The following is a 16,403-nucleotide window of genomic DNA, read 5'->3' as shown; positions in this document are numbered from 1 at the left end:
CACCAGCGCTTTAATTAAAATAATGGAGTCAATATGATGTTACAAGGTGCAGGCTTAGGGTATCGTCGTGATCTCGCTGAAGATTTTTTATTACTGCCCGACAACAGTGTTGTCAACTTTATGGAAGTGGCACCAGAAAATTGGATCAAAATGGGAGGGGCGGCGCGCTATAAATTTGATCAAGCGGCCGAACGATTTCCACTCGCCGTCCATGGCCTTTCACTCTCTTTAGGTGGACAGGCGCCTTTAGATAAAGCCTTATTACAGGGCATTAAAGCATTAATGACACAATATCAAGCTGTCTTTTTTTCTGAGCATTTAAGCTATTGTGAATGTGACGGACATCTTTATGATTTGCTCCCGATGCCATTTACGGAAGAAGCCGTAAAACATGTGGCACAGCGTATTCGTGAAGTACAAGATTTTCTGGGTATGCAAATTTCCTTAGAAAATACGTCCTATTATTTGCATTCACCAACCAGTACCATGAATGAAGTCGAATTTCTAAACGCCATAGCCCAAGAGGCTAACTGTGGTATTCACTTAGATGTCAATAATATTTATGTGAATGGTGTGAACCATGGCTTGCTCAATCCTTATGTTTTTTTAGATCATGTTGATGTTAGCCGTGTAAACTATATTCATATTGCAGGACACGATGAGGAACATGGCGCCGCAAATCCGATTTCCCCTTCAGATGAAGCCTTTAATAAAATAAAAGGAGAATATCGTCATCTCCCCCAATTATTAGTGGACACACATGGTGAGGCGGTAAAAGGTAATGTCTGGGATTTATTAGAATATGCTTATCAACGTTTACCGCATATTCCACCAACATTACTTGAACGTGATTTTAATTTCCCTCCGTTTACCGAGCTTTATGCTGAAGTCGAACATATTGCGCAACTGCAACAAAAACACGCTAAACTGACAGTGGAAAATCGCCATGCTGCCTAAATCATCGAATCTTAAAGCAACCCAAGCTGCTCTAGCTAAAGCCGTACGTCTAGGGCATGCTGACCCCTTAAATGGTTATGCACCACAGCGTTTAGCCGTTTATGCTCGCTTAGTACGTAATAACACATTTGGGTTTATTGATCGCTGTTTTGTTGAAGCCCCAAATCATCTTTCAGCAACAAGGTGGGCAGAAACGAAGGAACGTTTTATCCAAGAAGGGAAAGCAACATCCCCCTATTTCCAAGATATCGCGGGAGAATTTCTTACCTTTTGTCAGACACAAACTGATTTCTCGGCAGACATTTTAGCTTTAATGGATTTTGAATATACTCAACTGCTTGCCGAGGTAGAAAAAACGAATCTTACTGATCCGATAGCGTGGGATGAGAGAACAGAGATGCAATTATCTCCTGCTGCTTTCCTCAAAAGTTATGATGTGGACTTTTTATCAAGTCACTTTAGTCAGCTTGAAAAAGCTGCATCGCATATCATTGTTTGGCGTAACCGACATTTTCAGGTAAAACAGCAAACACTGTCCGAATTAGATTTTTGGTTACTGACTTACCTTGCTGAGCAACCAACATCACTCTCACATCTCTCACAGGCATTAGCGGATCTCATCGCTGATCACGCTAGCTTACAGCCGATTTTGGCACAAGCGTGGACAAATTGGTTTGAGGCAGATGTCATCTGTCCAGTTACAGACTAAAAAAACTGTAATCCATTTGTCTTAATACAAAAACGGTGAAAATGTTTTGCATTTTCACCGCACTTTTTTATTCAGGCTTACTCTCGTCTTTATCATGCTGCTGTGCAAATTGTTTCATCATTTGACTTAAACTTTCACAGTTTTTACCGAAATTATCACATCTTAGGCACATTAAACGATGTAACCTAACCCCCACGCTTTCGACTAAGGATAATGGTCTTTCATGAGATTCTGAGATGAGTTTCGTCACTTTAAAACAATATTTCATTTATCTCTCCCCCATTTTTGTCGTCAAACAATGCCGCAGCTGTAAACGAGCACGGTAAAGTAATACATGCAAATTCGAGGTTGTTATTTGTTCTGTTGAACAAATATCCTCTGATGTCAGCTCTAAATACTCACGCATCATAAAGACTTTCGCTTGCAATGCAGGTAAGCGCGTCAAACACACTTCAAACAGCCCCCAAAATTGCTCAGAATACACCGTATTTTCATTCTCTTGTAAACGAGAAGGCGCATATTCTTTACGCCAACGTCCACCATCAAAAAAGCTATTTTCATCCTCATCAGTGATAAGTTCGCTTTCTACCACAAAACGATGATTAACGCGCAAGTAGTCAATAATTTTGTTCTTTAAAATCGCAAAGATCCATGTTTTTAATGCGGATTGTCGTTTAAAACTCTCTATATTTTTTAATGCGCTAACAAAGGCTTCTTGTACCACATCCTCTGCCAAAATAGGATCTTTGAGTTGCAACGTTGCAAATTTCAACATTTGCCCACGAATTGTTTCTAATTCTTCTGATGAAATATTGTGCATAACCTATTTTAATCCATTAAATATTCAAAATTTGAAAACCTAAAGGCTGTAAATAATCTAGCAATCACATTGACAAAAAAGGCTAGAATTTTAATTTCTAGCCTTTTTGCTCTCTTTTAAATGGTGCTCTGGGCGAGACTTGAACTCGCACGTCCGATGGACACTACCCCCTCAAGATAGCGTGTCTACCAATTCCACCACCAGAGCTTAATCTTTTTAATTATTGAGGAATATCGCTATTTTTTGTCTCAACCGCTGGCACATCTACTTTTTGCTGTTGTTGAATTTGCTCAGCTGTTGCAGATAAATCATCAAATTTGCCTTGCTTTACGTTATCACGGTGAGAGTTAACATTGCCAATCACAATACTCATCACAAAAAACGCTGTCGCTAAAAGCGCTGTCATTTTAGATAAAAAGTTACCTGACCCAACAGAACCAAAAATTGTACCAGAGGCACCACCGCCAAAAGACGCACCAGCATCCGCACCTTTACCTTGTTGAATCAAGATCAGAAAGATGATGGCAACTGAAATGATTAAATAACCCAATAATAGTGTTTGATACATTATACTCTTCTCTAAAGTGCAAATTCGCATTTAAATTAACGTGCGGATATTATCGAATATCGTCATGAAGCGCAAGTAATTTTCTTCATTCCCATGTTACTTGTTGGTATTTTATTCAACAGTACTTAATTCCTCACTCATTCAGCCTCAATTAGCCCCCCGCTTACCTGAGCAAAGCCCAAAAGATATAACTTTTATCTAACTGGCATTTTACCTTGCTAAGCAGGACGCTTTTTAGACTTCGCGCTCGTCTTTTTCGAAAAAGACTGAGGTTTCTCCACTTGACTTAATTGGCGTAGCGCGGCGAAGTTCACATAACGCATCAACTCAGGTAAAAAGTTCGTCAACGTTGACATAAATTGCTGATAACTCATTTCTTTCTGACTAATACTGGTCAATTGTGATTCCCAATGTGCCGTCATATCAGGCTGTGTTGCCACATCGGGTAAGGCTTGAATTAAAATACGCCCAGTTTCAGTACTGTGAATATTGCGTCCTTTTTTATATAAAAAACCCCGCTTAAATAAGAGTTCAATAATGCTAGCCCTTGTTGCTTCTGTCCCTAACCCATCTGTTTCCCGCAGAATTTTTTTCAATTCTTTGTCTTGTACAAAACGCGCAATCCCAGTCATTGCAGAAAGCAATGTCGCATCAGTAAAGGGTTTAGGGGGCTGTGTTTTTTTACTAACAATTTCCCCTTTCTCGCAAAATAAAATCTGCCCTTTTTTCACGACAGGTAATAAAGGTTCTTGCTGCTCATCACTGTCTTCTTTCCCCAAAAGTTGTTTCCAGCCCGCAACTTGTAAATTACGCGCTTGCGCAATAAAGGTGCCCCCCGCAATATTTAAGGTTATTTTACTTTTCCGATATTCTGCATCCGGACAAAATTGCATTAAATACTGACGTGCGATTAAATGGTAAATTTGCCATTCAGGCTGATTCAGGTTAACGGGGGTATTTTTCGCTGTTGGAATAATGGCGTGGTGTGCCTCTACTTTTTTATCATTCCAGCAACGATTTTTTTGCTCTGGATTTAAAATATCAGGCAAAGGCTGATAGTCTGAAATATGGCGAGAAATCGCCTGAAAGACTTTTGTGCGTTCCGCGAAATGCTCTTCTGGTAAATAACGGCAATCCGAACGCGGATATGTAATCAAACGGTGCGTTTCATACAAACGTTGACAAATATCCAATACTTCTTGTGCCGATAAGCCATAACGTTTCGCCGCATCAATTTGTAACGCGGACAAAGAATAAGGCAACGGCGCACTTTCATGCTCGCGTTTATCCACATACTCCACCACCTCTGCAGGTTGTTGCGCAATCCGTTTGACTACATTTTCCACTAACCCTAACGAAAGCACACGTCCTTCTTCGTCCTGATAATCTTCGCACGCCTTACTTGGCTGCCATAAGGCTTTAAATTGTGGAATGTCCGCTTTCTCTTGCGCAGAAAGTGCGGTGATTTTTTCTGGTGTTTCCGCTTGAATATGGGCAAGTACTTCAAAAAAATCCTTTGGTTTGAAGTTTTCGATCTCTAAATCTCGACGCACAATCAAGCCCAACACCGGGGTTTGTACACGTCCCACCGACAATACACCTTGATAACCAGCTTGCCGACCTCGCAAGGTATAAGCGCGTGTCATGTTAATACCATACAGCCAATCTGCCCGAGCTCGTGCTAAAGCGGAAGTAGCAAGAGGGATAAAATTGCGATTTGATTGTAGTTTGTTCACGGCTTTTTCAACCGCACTTGGATTCAGATCACTAATTAAACAACGCTGAATCTGATTCAGTTTATCGACACTTAAATTAGCATAGCTAAACACTTCATCCACCAATAACTGCCCTTCACGATCGGGGTCGCCTGCGTTAATCAAAATATCCGCTTGATGAATCAATTTTTCAACGATAGTTAATTGTTTGTGTACATCTTTACGGGGAATGAGTTGCCATTTTTCAGGAATGATCGGCAGATGTTCTAAGCGCCATTGCTTAAATTTGGGATCATAGGCATCGGGTTCGGCTTGTTCGAGTAAATGCCCTATGCACCATGTCACATAATCATCGGCACCACACTTAATAAAGCCGTCACCCCGCAGGTGAGGTTTAGGTAACACATCCGCAATGGCTCTTGCAAGGCTGGGTTTCTCCGCTATAAATAATCGCATTATCGAATTTTACCCGAGTTGGCGACGTCCTAAAAAGGAATGAGTCAAAGTTGTACCATCCACCATTTCTAACTCCCCCCCCACTGGAATCCCATGTGCAATACGGGTGACTTTGATATTTTGTTGCATACAAAGCTCTGCGATGTAATTCGCTGTGGCATCACCTTCGACGGTTGGGTTAGTAGCCAAAATCACTTCATGAAAGCTTTCTTCTTGCAAGCGTTTTTGTAATAAATGCAAACCAATTTCTTTGGGACCAATTCCATCTAATGGCGATAAATGCCCCATTAACACAAAATAACGCCCTGAAAATTGTCCTGTTTGTTCAATAGCTTGAATATCAGACGGCTGCTCAACCACACAAAGTAGTCCTGAATGCTGACGGCGAGGGTTGTTACAAATCGTGCACACCTCTTCTTCCGTAAAAGTACGACAATGGCTGCAATGTCCGATTTTTGACATCGCTTCCGTTAAAGCGCGGGCAAGTTCCATGCCGCCATTACGATTACGTTGTAATAAGTGATATGCCATACGTTGAGCAGATTTTGGTCCAACACCGGGTAAACAACGTAAACTTTCGATCAAATGTTCGAGTAATGGGCTGGTTTGCATGATGTATTTCTCTTTTGTCCTAAATGTGTATGAGTGAAAAAATGACCGTTTTTTCTTTTTCTATGCAAAATAAATTTCATAAAAAACAGACCGCACTTTGAGCTATTTTTCAAAAGTGCGGTCATTTTAAAAAAGTTTTATTGTCTCACTTAATCAAGATGCTTTTGTTTACGTTCTTTGACAACGCAAAGAAAACAAAGATTAAAACGGCATTTTAAAGCCTGGTGGTAACGCCATACCGGCAGTGACTGACGCCATTTTCTCTTTTTGTAATTCTTCCGCACGACGTACTGCATCATTAAATGCTGCGGCAATTAAGTCCTCAAGCATATCTTTATCGTCTTCCATTAAACTAGGATCGATTTCTACGCGACGACAATTATGCGCACCATTGATAGTAATTTTAACCAAGCCCGCACCAGATTCCCCAGTAACTTCTAGCTGCGCAATCTCTTCTTGCATTTTTTGCATACGATCTTGCATCTGTTGCGCTTGTTTCATTAAATTGCCTAAACCGCCTTTTCCAAACATAATTTTTTCCATCTGTTAATTTAAAAATTGGTTGGCATTTTAGCGAAAAATTTCAAAGTTGGAAATAAAGAAACGTGATCTAGTCTAAAAATTCGGCTTTTTCCTGTTGAGAGGATAAATTTTCCGTATTATAGTATGTTTTAACAATTTCGTAACGAAACCTTACCGCACTTGATACGAATGCGGTTTTTCCCTAACAGAAATAAAAGCAAACCCCATGAGGTAACCTATGTCTGACTTTCTACAATCTTATCAACAACATGTTGATGAACGTGCGGCATTAGGCATTGTGCCGAAACCTTTAGATGCAGAACAAACCGCCCAATTAATTGAACTCCTAAAAAACCCACCTGCTGATAAAGCTGACTTTCTTTTAAATTTATTCGAAACGCGTATCCCTGCTGGTGTTGATGAAGCCGCCTATGTGAAAGCCTCGTTTCTCGCCGCCGTCGCAAAACGTGATGTACAGTCTCCGCTCATTTCCGCAGAAAAAGCCGTGCAACTATTAGGAACGATGCAAGGTGGCTATAATATTGAGCCGCTTCTTCATGCGCTTGATGATGAAACACTCGCCCCAATTGCGGTTGAAGCACTTTCTACCACGCTTTTAATGTTTGATAACTTCCACGATGTAGCTGAGCGAGCGAAGAAAGGCAATCTATTTGCCAAACAAGTTTTGACTTCGTGGGCAAATGCAGATTGGTTTTTATCTCGCCCGAAATTAGCGGAAAAACTCACTGTTACCGTATTTAAAGTAACAGGGGAAACCAATACTGACGATCTGTCACCTGCCCAAGATGCCTGGTCACGTCCAGATATTCCATTACATGCCTTGGCGATGTTAAAAAATACCCGTGATGGCATTGAGCCTGACGATGCTGGCAATGTCGGACCAATTAAACAATTAGAACAATTAAAACAAAAAGGTTTTCCATTGGCTTATGTCGGCGATGTTGTCGGGACAGGCTCTTCACGTAAATCCGCCACCAACTCTGTGCTTTGGTTTATGGGGGAAGATATTCCTTATATTCCAAATAAACGTGCTGGCGGTGTGGTACTGGGTGGCAAAATTGCGCCGATTTTCTTCAACACAATGGAAGATGCCGGTTCATTACCAATTGAAGTGGATGTCAGTGAACTCAACATGGGGGATGTGATTGATATTTATCCATACCAAGGCAAAATTTGTCGTCATGATACTGACGAGGTTTTAGCTGAATTTAGTTTAAAAACCAATGTGCTGTTAGATGAAGTGCGTGCAGGTGGTCGTATTCCATTAATCATTGGACGTGGTCTAACCCATAAAGCACGTTGTGAATTAGGTCTGCCTGAAAGTGATATTTTTGCCAAACCACAATGCAGTACAGAAAGCCAAAAAGGTTTTACTCTTGCCCAAAAAATGGTGGGGCGCGCTTGTGGTGTGGACGGTATTCGTCCAGGACAATACTGTGAGCCACGCATGACCTCTGTCGGTTCACAAGATACCACTGGACCAATGACTCGTGATGAGTTAAAAGACCTTGCTTGTTTGGGTTTCTCCGCTGATTTAGTGATGCAATCTTTCTGTCATACGGCAGCTTATCCAAAACCAGTTGATGTAGTCACACATCACACACTCCCTGATTTCATTATGAATCGTGGCGGGGTTTCATTACGTCCTGGTGATGGTGTCATTCACTCTTGGCTAAACCGTATGTTATTGCCTGATACAGTTGGTACAGGTGGTGACTCGCATACGCGTTTCCCGATTGGAATTTCCTTCCCTGCGGGTTCTGGCTTAGTGGCATTTGCAGCGGCCACAGGTGTCATGCCATTAGATATGCCGGAGTCAGTATTAGTGCGCTTTAAAGGCGAAATGCAACCGGGAATTACCTTGCGCGATTTGGTGCATGCGATCCCTTATTATGCGATTAAACAAGGTTTGCTCACCGTAGAGAAAAAAGGCAAGAAAAACATTTTCTCTGGACGTATTTTAGAAATTGAAGGCTTAGAGAACTTAAAAGTCGAACAGGCCTTTGAGCTTTCTGATGCATCAGCAGAACGTTCTGCCGCGGCTTGTACAATTAAACTAGCGAAAGAACCCATTATTGAATATTTAAATTCAAATATCGTGTTATTGAAATATATGATTGCCGAAGGCTATGGCGATGCGCGCACACTTGAGCGCCGGATTAAAGGCATGGAGCAATGGCTGGCTGATCCACAACTAATGGAAGCCGATCCTGATGCTGAATATGCGGCAGTGATTGAAATTGACCTCGCTGAAATCAAAGAACCGATTTTATGTGCACCAAATGATCCCGATGACGCGCGTTTATTGTCCGAAGTCCAAGGCGATAAAATTGATGAAGTCTTTATCGGATCTTGCATGACGAATATAGGTCACTTCCGTGCAGCAGGAAAATTATTAGCCAAGTTCAAAGGCATGATTCCAACTCGCCTCTGGATTGCCCCACCAACCAAAATGGATGCGGCATTATTAAGTGAAGAAGGTTATTACAGTATTTATGGTAAAAGTGGCGCACGGATTGAGATTCCAGGTTGTTCATTATGCATGGGTAACCAAGCGCGTGTTGCTGATAATGCCACGGTGGTTTCTACTTCAACGCGTAACTTCCCGAACCGTTTAGGACAAGGTGCAAATGTTTATCTTGCATCTGCCGAGCTAGCCGCGGTTTCGGCGATTTTAGGTAAATTACCAACGTCAGAAGAATACCTCACCTTTGCAGCAGACTTACAACAAGACAAGGACGACACTTATCGTTATATGAACTTTGACCAAATCAACAGCTATACTAAAAAAGCAGATAACGTGATTTTTCAAAGTGCGGTATAATTTTCAAGAATTTTAACACCACAAACGGGGAACATCAGTTCCCCGTTCGCTATGAATGATCACCGTTTTCTCTGACGAGAAAATAAAAGGAATTAAACATCATGAAATTAAAGTCAACCGTCTCTCAACTGTGCTTAGCGTTACCTTTTGTGTTGACAGGACAAGCCTTGGCTGAAGGAAAACTTACTGTCTATTGCAGTGTACAAAATACTACCTGCGAAAAAATGGTACAAACCTTCAGTAAAAAATACGACATTGAAACAAAGTTTATTCGTAATAGCACCGGCGCAACACTGGCAAAATTAATGGCAGAGAAAAATAATCCTCAAGCTGATGTATGGTATGGCGGGACGATTGAACACCATTTTCAAGCTGGTGACTTAGCCTTACTGGAACCTTACCGCTCACCTTATCAAGCTGACATTATGCCACAATTTAGAGCTCTCACTGAAAAGCGCGGTGATTTGACCTCTATCGTTTATATGTTGGTACTGGGATTTGGTATTAATACCGAGAAATTCAAACAACTAGGAATCGATACCTATCCAAAATGTTGGTCAGATTTACTCGATCCGCGTTTACAAGGCTATGTACAAATGCCTGATCCGCAAATCTCCGGCACCACCTATACCGCTATCGCTACGCTAATTGAATTATGGGGTGAAGAAAAAGCATTTGATTATCTTAAAAAACTCAATGCCAATGTTTCAGAGTATGTGAAAAGTGCGTTGGTTACCACCAACTTATCACGTGGCGAATCTGCTGTTGCGGTTGGTTTTGTCCACAGTTATGCCACAGAAAAAGAAAATGGCGCACCAGTTGAAAGCATCCAACCTTGTGAAGGCGATGGCTATTCTTTAGGAGGCATGAGTATTGTCAAAAATGCCCGTAATCTTGAGAATGCCAAACGCTTTGTCGACTGGGCATTAACCAAAGAAGCGCAAGAATTGGTTTGGCGAGAAACCAAAGTCTATCAAATTCCAACCAATATCCATGCGGAAGCCTCGCCACAATCTGTCGATCCGAAGCAATTAAAACTGATCAATTATGATTTTGACCGTTTTGGTTCAAGTGCAGAAGGCAAACGTCTCACAGACAAATGGGTCAAAGAAGTGAAAATGGCAAAATAAGCTAAAAAAATAGGCAGATACTGTTCTGCCTATTTTTATTCTCGTCGTGCTTAAGCGTTTTCGATACCAAATGCCATGACTTCATGAATTGCATTTGCGCCTAAGGCAATCATCAATAAGCGATCCACACCTAATGCAATACCAGAACAATTCGGCACTCCCGCTTGTAATGCCCCTAATAAGCGTTTATCAATTTGACGTTGCGGCAAACCCATTTTTTGTCGTTGTACATTATCTTGCTCAAAGCGATGCAATTGTTCATTCACATCTGTTAACTCATGGAAACCATTCGCCAATTCAAGCCCTTTGTAATAAAACTCAAAACGTTCTGCAACACGATGATCTTCAGAGCTGATTTGTGCAAGTGCGGCTTGTGTCGCGGGGAAATGATAAACTGCGACCGGATTTTCTTTACCAATATTCGGCTCAACAACAGTGCTAAATAAAAATTGCAATAAGGTATCACGATCTTCTTGCTCAGCCTGCTGTAAATGATATTGCTTTGCCTTTGCCACTAATTCCGCTTTTTCCGCAGAAAGTGGATCTAAGCCCACATATTCTTGGAAAACAAATTGATAACTTAAACTTTCTGTTGGTTTACAATCCAAAATTTGCTGCAATAGATCATCCACTTCATTAATTAAACGATACATATCAAAATGAGGACGATACCATTCCAACATCGTAAATTCAGGATTGTGACGTTGCCCAGCTTCTTCGTTACGAAACACGTGACATAACTGAAAAATAGGACCACTACCAGCAGCAAGTAAACGCTTCATATGATATTCTGGGCTAGTTGATAACCACAAGGCTTTCGATTTTTCAGCTGTAGGTGAAATAAATGTAGTGTTAAACGTCGATAAATGCACATCTGTGACCCCAAATTCACTGAGTACAGGGGTTTCTACTTCTAATAAACCACGATCAGTAAAAAAGCGACGAATTTCAGCAATAATCTTGGCTCGTGCTAGCAAATTCTCAATAGAGGCTGAAGGCTGCCAATTTTCTTGTTCAAACATAAACTTGTCCGTTTTATAAATAAGATGGCGCTATTCTAACTATCCCCTTAGGTTATTTCAAATTCTGCCTCACACTTGTACAGAAAATAATCTACGCATTCTATTTAAGTCGGCGAAATCCCCGTTTAAAAATCTGATTTATCCCTAGAGAAAAAAAGGGTTTCAGCAAAAAAGGCGATCTAGGATAAACGTTCTAAAAAAAACCCGTTTTAACTTTTTTGAGGTAGATCACGAAACTGGTTTTTTCTTGTAAAAAAAGGTTATTAATATCCCAAAATAGTGGCAAAATGAAACTACCCTAATGAACCAATTTCGGTTCCTTTTTACTTTATATTCTGATTGGAGGAATATCGTGCAAACTGTTAATGTCGATATTGCAATTGTAGGTGCTGGTGGCGGTGGTTTACGCGCAGCGATTGCAGCAGCGGAAGCAAACCCTAACTTAAAAATTGCATTAGTATCAAAAGTTTACCCTATGCGCAGTCATACCGTGGCCGCAGAAGGCGGTGCAGCTGCCGTTATCAAAGAGGAAGACTCTTATGATAAACACTTCCATGATACTGTGGCGGGTGGCGACTGGTTATGTGAACAAGATGTGGTTGAATATTTTGTGCAACATTCACCGGTAGAAATGACTCAACTTGAACGCTGGGGCTGTCCTTGGAGCCGTAAACAAGATGGTGATGTCAACGTTCGCCGTTTCGGAGGAATGAAAATTGAGCGTACTTGGTTCGCGGCAGATAAAACCGGTTTCCACTTATTACACACGTTATTCCAAACGTCCATTCAATATCCGCAAATCGTTCGTTTTGATGAGCACTTCGTCTTAGATATTCTCGTTGATGATGGTCATGCGCGTGGTATGGTTGCCATGAACATGATGGAAGGGACCTTAGTACAAATTAATGCCAATGCGGTGGTGATTGCAACGGGTGGTGGTTGCCGTGCATTCCGTTTCAATACCAATGGCGGTATCGTAACAGGGGATGGTCTTTCAATGGCTTACCGTCACGGTGTACCGTTACGTGATATGGAATTCGTTCAATATCACCCAACAGGTTTACCAAATACCGGTATTTTAATGACTGAAGGTTGCCGAGGTGAAGGTGGTATTTTGGTCAACAAAGACGGTTACCGTTATCTCCAAGACTATGGTCTAGGACCTGAAACACCAATCGGCAAACCTGAAAATAAATATATGGAATTGGGTCCTCGTGATAAAGTTTCACAAGCCTTCTGGCAAGAATTACAAAAAGGCAACACCTTAAAAACCGCGAAAGGGGTAGATGTTGTACACCTCGATTTACGTCACTTAGGTGAAAAATACTTACATGAACGCTTACCATTTATTTGTGAATTAGCACAAGCATACGAAGGCGTTGATCCTGCCAAAGCACCAATCCCAGTACGTCCAGTTGTACACTACACGATGGGCGGGATTGAAGTGGACTTCAACAGTGAAACCCGTATCAAAGGCTTATTCGCTGTTGGTGAATGTGCCTCTTCAGGTTTACATGGAGCAAACCGTTTAGGCTCTAACTCTTTGGCTGAATTAGTGGTTCTTGGTCGCGTAGCTGGTGAATACGCTGCACAACGTGCTGTTGAAGCGCCTGCTGTTAACCAAACGGCAGTAGATGCACAAGCGCGTGATATTGTTCAACGTTTAGAAGACTTATATCACCAAGAAGGTAATGAGTCTTGGTCTGAAATCCGCGATGAAATGGGTGATGCCATGGAAGAAGGTTGTGGTATTTACCGTACTCAAGAAAGTATGCAAAAAGCCGTGGATAAAATTGCAGAACTGAAAGAACGTTACAAACGTATTCGCATCACCGACCGTTCTAGCGTGTTTAACACCAATGTCTTATATACGGTTGAATTAGGTTATATCTTAGATGTTGCACAATCTATTGCTAACTCAGCGATTGAGCGTAAGGAATCTCGTGGTGCACACCAACGTTTAGACTACACTGAACGTGACGATGTGAATTACTTGAAACATACCCTTGCTTTCTACAATGGAGATGACGCACCGCGTATTGAATATAGCGATGTAAAAATCACGAAATCTCAACCTGCCAAACGTGTTTATGGTGCAGAAGCCGAAGCACAAGAAGCGGCAAAAGCCAATAAGGAGAACGCAAATGGTTAATCAAGCAATCATGAATATCGAAGTATTGCGTTACAATCCTGAACAGGACAAAGAACCATACTTACGGACTTATCAAGTGCCTTACGATAATCAAACGTCATTGCTTGATGCGTTAGGCTATATTAAAGACAAATTAGAGCCTGAACTTTCTTATCGTTGGTCTTGTCGTATGGCGATCTGTGGTTCATGCGGGATGATGGTTAACAACAAGCCAAAATTAGCCTGTAAAACGTTCTTACGCGACTATAGCGGTCATATGCGTATTGAGCCATTGGCGAATTTCCCAATTGAGCGTGATTTGGTTGTTGATTTAAGCCACTTTATTGAAAGCTTAGAAGCCATTAAGCCTTATATTATCGGCAACCAAGCACCTGCATTAGACGGTAAACCGCATCCATCTTCCGAGTTAGCCAAAAGCCGTACGAAGCAAACACCAGCACAACTTGAGAAGTATCGTACTTTCTCAATGTGTATCAACTGTGGTTTATGCTATGCCGCTTGCCCACAATTTGGTTTAAATCCTGAGTTTGTTGGACCTGCTGCATTAACGCTTGCACATCGTTACAACCTTGATAATCGTGACCACGGTAAAGAAGAACGGATGAAGATTATTAATGGTAAAAATGGGGTGTGGAGCTGTACATTTGTTGGCTATTGTTCGGAAGTCTGTCCAAAACACGTCGATCCAGCTTCCGCGGTAAACCAAGGTAAAGTCGAAAGTGCAAAAGACTTTGTAATTGCAATGCTTAAACCGCAAAAGTAAGGAGTGTAAAATGACAGCAACAACCAGTAAACGCAAAAAATACGTGCGTGAAATGAAACCAACTTGGTGGAAAAAGTTAGATTTTTACAAACTTTATATTGCGCGTGAAGCCACTGCAATTCCAACACTTTGGTTCTGTTTAGTCTTACTTTATGGAGTGATTAGCCTAGGTAGTTTAGACAGTTTTGGCAATTTCATTTCATTCTTGAAAAACCCGATTGTGATTATTTTAAATATCATCACACTCGGTGCAATGTTATTAAATACGGTGACTTACTATGTAATGACACCTAAAGTATTAAATATCATTGTTAAGAATGAACGAATTAATCCTAACATCATTACGATGGCATTGTGGGCGGTAACAGCCTTTATCAGCCTCGTCATTTTAGTCTTTATGTATGTATAAGCGAGGAGAGAAAGATGAAAGATACACCAAAACGTTCTAATGAACCTGTTGTATGGTTATTGTTTGGCGCAGGAACAACTGTCAGTGCCATGTTCTATCCTGTGTTAGTATTAATTCTTGGCTTCTTGCTACCATTTGGTTTAATTGATCCTAAAAATATCATTGAACTTATAGGCTTCTTACACAGCCCATTAGGTAAATTACTGTTACTTGTGTTATTAATTTTCCCAATGTGGGGAGCAATGCACCGTATCCATCATGGTATGCATGACTTCAAAATCCACATTCCAGCAAGTGGTGTCATTTTCTATGGTTTATCTGTGCTTTATACGGTATTAGTTTGCTTCGCTGTATTTAGCTTATAATTCATCCCTAAATCACAAAAGGCGGATATGTTATCCGCCTTTCTTATATTATATTCCCTCTCTCCTTTCCTCATTCTTAGCAAGCAAGTTTTCTTCCTTCTATTTTCAAAAGGGCGTGCCTTATGATCATATTGAATCAATACGGGACGATTTCCCCAATGGATTTTGCTGAAATCTGTCGTGTATCGTGAACGAAATAGGCGATGTGTATGACAAGCATTGAATGAAAGTGCAAACAGAACAAAAATCTAACCGCAAAGTGCGGTCAGATTTCAGCATTTTTTGATTAGGTACGTTTACGGCTTAACAACCACCAAGTAATTAATAAAAATAAGACACTTGGCATTAAGGCGCCGGCTAATGGCGTTACATTGTACACTAAACTAAGAGGTCCAAAAATTTCATTGACCACATAGAACAGGAAGCCAAAACAAATTCCTGTCACAATGCGCGCTCCCGCGGTTACACTGCGCAAAGGACCAAAAATAAAGGATAGCGCTAACATCATCATCACGCCAACAGAGAGAGGCTGAAATAATTTACGCCAATAAGTTAATTCAAATTTCTTTGATTCCTGTCCTGTTTCACGTAAAAACGTAATATAGTTAGATAAGCCAGAAATGGATAAGGAGGTTGGTCTTAGTGAGGCAATACCAAGTTTATCCGGCGTTAAATTGGTTTGCCATTCAGCATTTACACGATTTACTGTCGTAATTTCATTTTCCGAAATTGCGGATTCTGTGAGGCGATGTAAAATCCATTTCCCTTCTTGATAAGTCGCTGTGTTAGCATGCTTAACTTGTTGTAATTGGCGATTTTCAGCAAAACGATAAATATACACATCACTTAACGCAATATCATCGGTAATCCGCTTAATATAAATAAATTCATTGCCATCTTTTGCCCAAATCCCATTTTTCACTGAGAGTAACGAGCCACCAGAAATGGCTTTGGAACGCATATCACGAGCAAATTGTTCGGTTTGAGGAATCCCCCATTCACCGATTAACATCGTAAGAATGACGAGGGGTAACGCAGTTTTCATCACAGCAAAACCGATCTTTAAACGCGAAAAACCAGATGCCTGCATCACAACCAATTCACTACGGCTGGCTAAGTTGCCTAACGCAATTAACGCGCCCAATAAAGCAGCCATCGGGAAAAAGGTTTCAATGTCTTTTGGGATCGTCAACACCGTATAAAGAATCGCTTGCCAAATATCGTAGGTACCTTTACCGACACTACGAAACTGCTCAACAAACTTAATAATGCCGGAAAGCCCTACTAGCATAATTAAGGTAGCAAAAATTGCGCCTAAAATACTTTTACCTAAATAACGGTCTAAGGTGCTCATCATT

General features: G+C 41.0%; 16 protein-coding genes and 1 tRNA gene. 8 read left to right on the top strand and 9 right to left on the bottom strand.

The genetic code is table 11. The annotated features are described in order from the left end of the window. The first annotated feature begins 33 nt into the window (after positions 1-33). Together KPF51_RS02120 and KPF51_RS02115 are read left to right on the top strand one after the other, a co-directional pair. Positions 34-957 (top strand): DUF692 domain-containing protein, encoded by a 924-nt coding sequence (locus KPF51_RS02120; protein ID WP_172452379.1) that lies wholly within the window; start codon positions 34-36, stop codon positions 955-957. Continuing rightward, the gene (locus KPF51_RS02115; protein ID WP_005723587.1) at positions 947-1,666 is read left to right on the top strand and encodes a DUF2063 domain-containing protein; all 720 of its coding nucleotides are present in this window, start codon (positions 947-949) and stop codon (positions 1,664-1,666) included. Before KPF51_RS02120 ends, KPF51_RS02115 begins: the two co-directional genes overlap by 11 nt. A gap of 67 nt (positions 1,667-1,733) precedes the next feature. On the opposite strand, the gene KPF51_RS10790 is transcribed toward KPF51_RS02115, so the two are convergent. From KPF51_RS10790 to KPF51_RS02085, 7 genes are all read right to left on the bottom strand, one after another. Next, the gene (locus KPF51_RS10790; RefSeq protein WP_005720712.1) at positions 1,734-1,934 is read right to left on the bottom strand and encodes a hypothetical protein; all 201 of its coding nucleotides are present in this window, start codon (positions 1,932-1,934) and stop codon (positions 1,734-1,736) included. Further along, positions 1,935-2,486: a sigma-70 family RNA polymerase sigma factor gene (locus KPF51_RS02110; RefSeq protein ID WP_211599590.1), complete on the bottom strand. Its 552-nt coding sequence runs from the start codon at positions 2,484-2,486 to the stop codon at positions 1,935-1,937. It abuts the gene before it with no gap. Positions 2,487-2,607: 121 nt separating this feature from the next. Further along, positions 2,608-2,693 (bottom strand) — tRNA-Leu (locus KPF51_RS02105). A gap of 13 nt (positions 2,694-2,706) precedes the next feature. Continuing rightward, entirely contained in the window at positions 2,707-3,054 is a 348-nt protein-coding gene (gene secG / locus KPF51_RS02100) for a preprotein translocase subunit SecG (RefSeq protein ID WP_005720709.1), read from the bottom strand. A 218-nt stretch (positions 3,055-3,272) separates the two neighbouring features. Further along, complete coding sequence (locus tag KPF51_RS02095; protein WP_005723459.1) at positions 3,273-5,225, bottom strand: DNA topoisomerase III; 1,953 nt, start codon at positions 5,223-5,225, stop codon at positions 3,273-3,275. Positions 5,226-5,234: 9 nt separating this feature from the next. Next, positions 5,235-5,837 carry a recombination mediator RecR gene (gene recR / locus KPF51_RS02090; protein WP_005720705.1) on the bottom strand — a complete coding sequence of 201 codons (603 nt, stop codon included), beginning with the start codon at positions 5,835-5,837 and terminating at the stop codon, positions 5,235-5,237. A 201-nt stretch (positions 5,838-6,038) separates the two neighbouring features. Beyond that, entirely contained in the window at positions 6,039-6,368 is a 330-nt protein-coding gene (locus tag KPF51_RS02085; RefSeq protein WP_005723457.1) for a YbaB/EbfC family nucleoid-associated protein, read from the bottom strand. Positions 6,369-6,597: 229 nt separating this feature from the next. On the opposite strand from KPF51_RS02085, the gene acnB reads away from it, so the two are divergent. Both acnB and KPF51_RS02075 read left to right on the top strand, forming a co-directional pair. Next, complete coding sequence (acnB, locus tag KPF51_RS02080) at positions 6,598-9,204, top strand: bifunctional aconitate hydratase 2/2-methylisocitrate dehydratase (protein ID WP_061406197.1); 2,607 nt, start codon at positions 6,598-6,600, stop codon at positions 9,202-9,204. Positions 9,205-9,305: 101 nt separating this feature from the next. Next, positions 9,306-10,334 (top strand): ABC transporter substrate-binding protein, encoded by a 1,029-nt coding sequence (locus KPF51_RS02075; protein WP_010906524.1) that lies wholly within the window; start codon positions 9,306-9,308, stop codon positions 10,332-10,334. A 50-nt stretch (positions 10,335-10,384) separates the two neighbouring features. Here KPF51_RS02075 and epmA read toward each other — a convergent pair whose 3' ends face one another. Then, entirely contained in the window at positions 10,385-11,356 is a 972-nt protein-coding gene (gene epmA / locus KPF51_RS02070; RefSeq protein WP_005723452.1) for an elongation factor P--(R)-beta-lysine ligase, read from the bottom strand. Positions 11,357-11,708: 352 nt separating this feature from the next. Here epmA and frdA point away from each other — a divergent pair, with 352 nt between their 5' ends. From frdA to frdD, 4 genes are read left to right on the top strand one after another with little or no spacing between them, the layout of a single operon-like run. Continuing rightward, positions 11,709-13,508 carry a fumarate reductase (quinol) flavoprotein subunit gene (gene frdA, locus KPF51_RS02065; RefSeq protein WP_005723450.1) on the top strand — a complete coding sequence of 600 codons (1,800 nt, stop codon included), beginning with the start codon at positions 11,709-11,711 and terminating at the stop codon, positions 13,506-13,508. After that, positions 13,501-14,271: a succinate dehydrogenase/fumarate reductase iron-sulfur subunit gene (locus KPF51_RS02060; protein WP_005723448.1), complete on the top strand. Its 771-nt coding sequence runs from the start codon at positions 13,501-13,503 to the stop codon at positions 14,269-14,271. The genes frdA and KPF51_RS02060 overlap by 8 nt, the downstream gene beginning before the upstream one ends. Before the next feature lie 10 nt (positions 14,272-14,281). Then, a complete protein-coding gene (frdC, locus tag KPF51_RS02055; protein ID WP_005720692.1) occupies positions 14,282-14,680 on the top strand; it encodes a fumarate reductase subunit FrdC in 399 nt (132 codons plus the stop codon). 14 nt (positions 14,681-14,694) lie between these two features. Then, positions 14,695-15,045, top strand: coding sequence for a fumarate reductase subunit FrdD (frdD, locus tag KPF51_RS02050; RefSeq protein ID WP_005720690.1), 351 nt, complete (start codon positions 14,695-14,697; stop codon positions 15,043-15,045). 286 nt (positions 15,046-15,331) lie between these two features. Here frdD and lptG read toward each other — a convergent pair whose 3' ends face one another. Next, positions 15,332-16,402 (bottom strand): LPS export ABC transporter permease LptG, encoded by a 1,071-nt coding sequence (gene lptG / locus KPF51_RS02045; protein WP_005720688.1) that lies wholly within the window; start codon positions 16,400-16,402, stop codon positions 15,332-15,334. Between the last annotated feature and the right edge of the window lies 1 nt (position 16,403).

This window comes from Pasteurella sp. XG20 (assembly GCF_018968665.1).
Taxonomy (GTDB): domain Bacteria; phylum Pseudomonadota; class Gammaproteobacteria; order Enterobacterales; family Pasteurellaceae; genus Pasteurella; species Pasteurella multocida.
This window is presented reverse-complemented; position numbering and strand designations above follow the sequence as displayed.

Coding starts and splice junctions, on each gene's coding strand:
- KPF51_RS02120 (WP_172452379.1), top strand. CDS start 34: ATGATGTTACAAGGTGCAGGCTTAGGGTATCGTCGTGATCTCGCTGAA.
- KPF51_RS02115 (WP_005723587.1), top strand. CDS start 947: ATGCTGCCTAAATCATCGAATCTTAAAGCAACCCAAGCTGCTCTAGCT.
- KPF51_RS10790 (WP_005720712.1), bottom strand. CDS start 1,934: ATGAAATATTGTTTTAAAGTGACGAAACTCATCTCAGAATCTCATGAA.
- KPF51_RS02110 (WP_211599590.1), bottom strand. CDS start 2,486: ATGCACAATATTTCATCAGAAGAATTAGAAACAATTCGTGGGCAAATG.
- secG (WP_005720709.1), bottom strand. CDS start 3,054: ATGTATCAAACACTATTATTGGGTTATTTAATCATTTCAGTTGCCATC.
- KPF51_RS02095 (WP_005723459.1), bottom strand. CDS start 5,225: ATGCGATTATTTATAGCGGAGAAACCCAGCCTTGCAAGAGCCATTGCG.
- recR (WP_005720705.1), bottom strand. CDS start 5,837: ATGCAAACCAGCCCATTACTCGAACATTTGATCGAAAGTTTACGTTGT.
- KPF51_RS02085 (WP_005723457.1), bottom strand. CDS start 6,368: ATGTTTGGAAAAGGCGGTTTAGGCAATTTAATGAAACAAGCGCAACAG.
- acnB (WP_061406197.1), top strand. CDS start 6,598: ATGTCTGACTTTCTACAATCTTATCAACAACATGTTGATGAACGTGCG.
- KPF51_RS02075 (WP_010906524.1), top strand. CDS start 9,306: ATGAAATTAAAGTCAACCGTCTCTCAACTGTGCTTAGCGTTACCTTTT.
- epmA (WP_005723452.1), bottom strand. CDS start 11,356: ATGTTTGAACAAGAAAATTGGCAGCCTTCAGCCTCTATTGAGAATTTG.
- KPF51_RS02060 (WP_005723448.1), top strand. CDS start 13,501: ATGGTTAATCAAGCAATCATGAATATCGAAGTATTGCGTTACAATCCT.
- frdC (WP_005720692.1), top strand. CDS start 14,282: ATGACAGCAACAACCAGTAAACGCAAAAAATACGTGCGTGAAATGAAA.
- frdD (WP_005720690.1), top strand. CDS start 14,695: ATGAAAGATACACCAAAACGTTCTAATGAACCTGTTGTATGGTTATTG.
- lptG (WP_005720688.1), bottom strand. CDS start 16,402: ATGATGAGCACCTTAGACCGTTATTTAGGTAAAAGTATTTTAGGCGCA.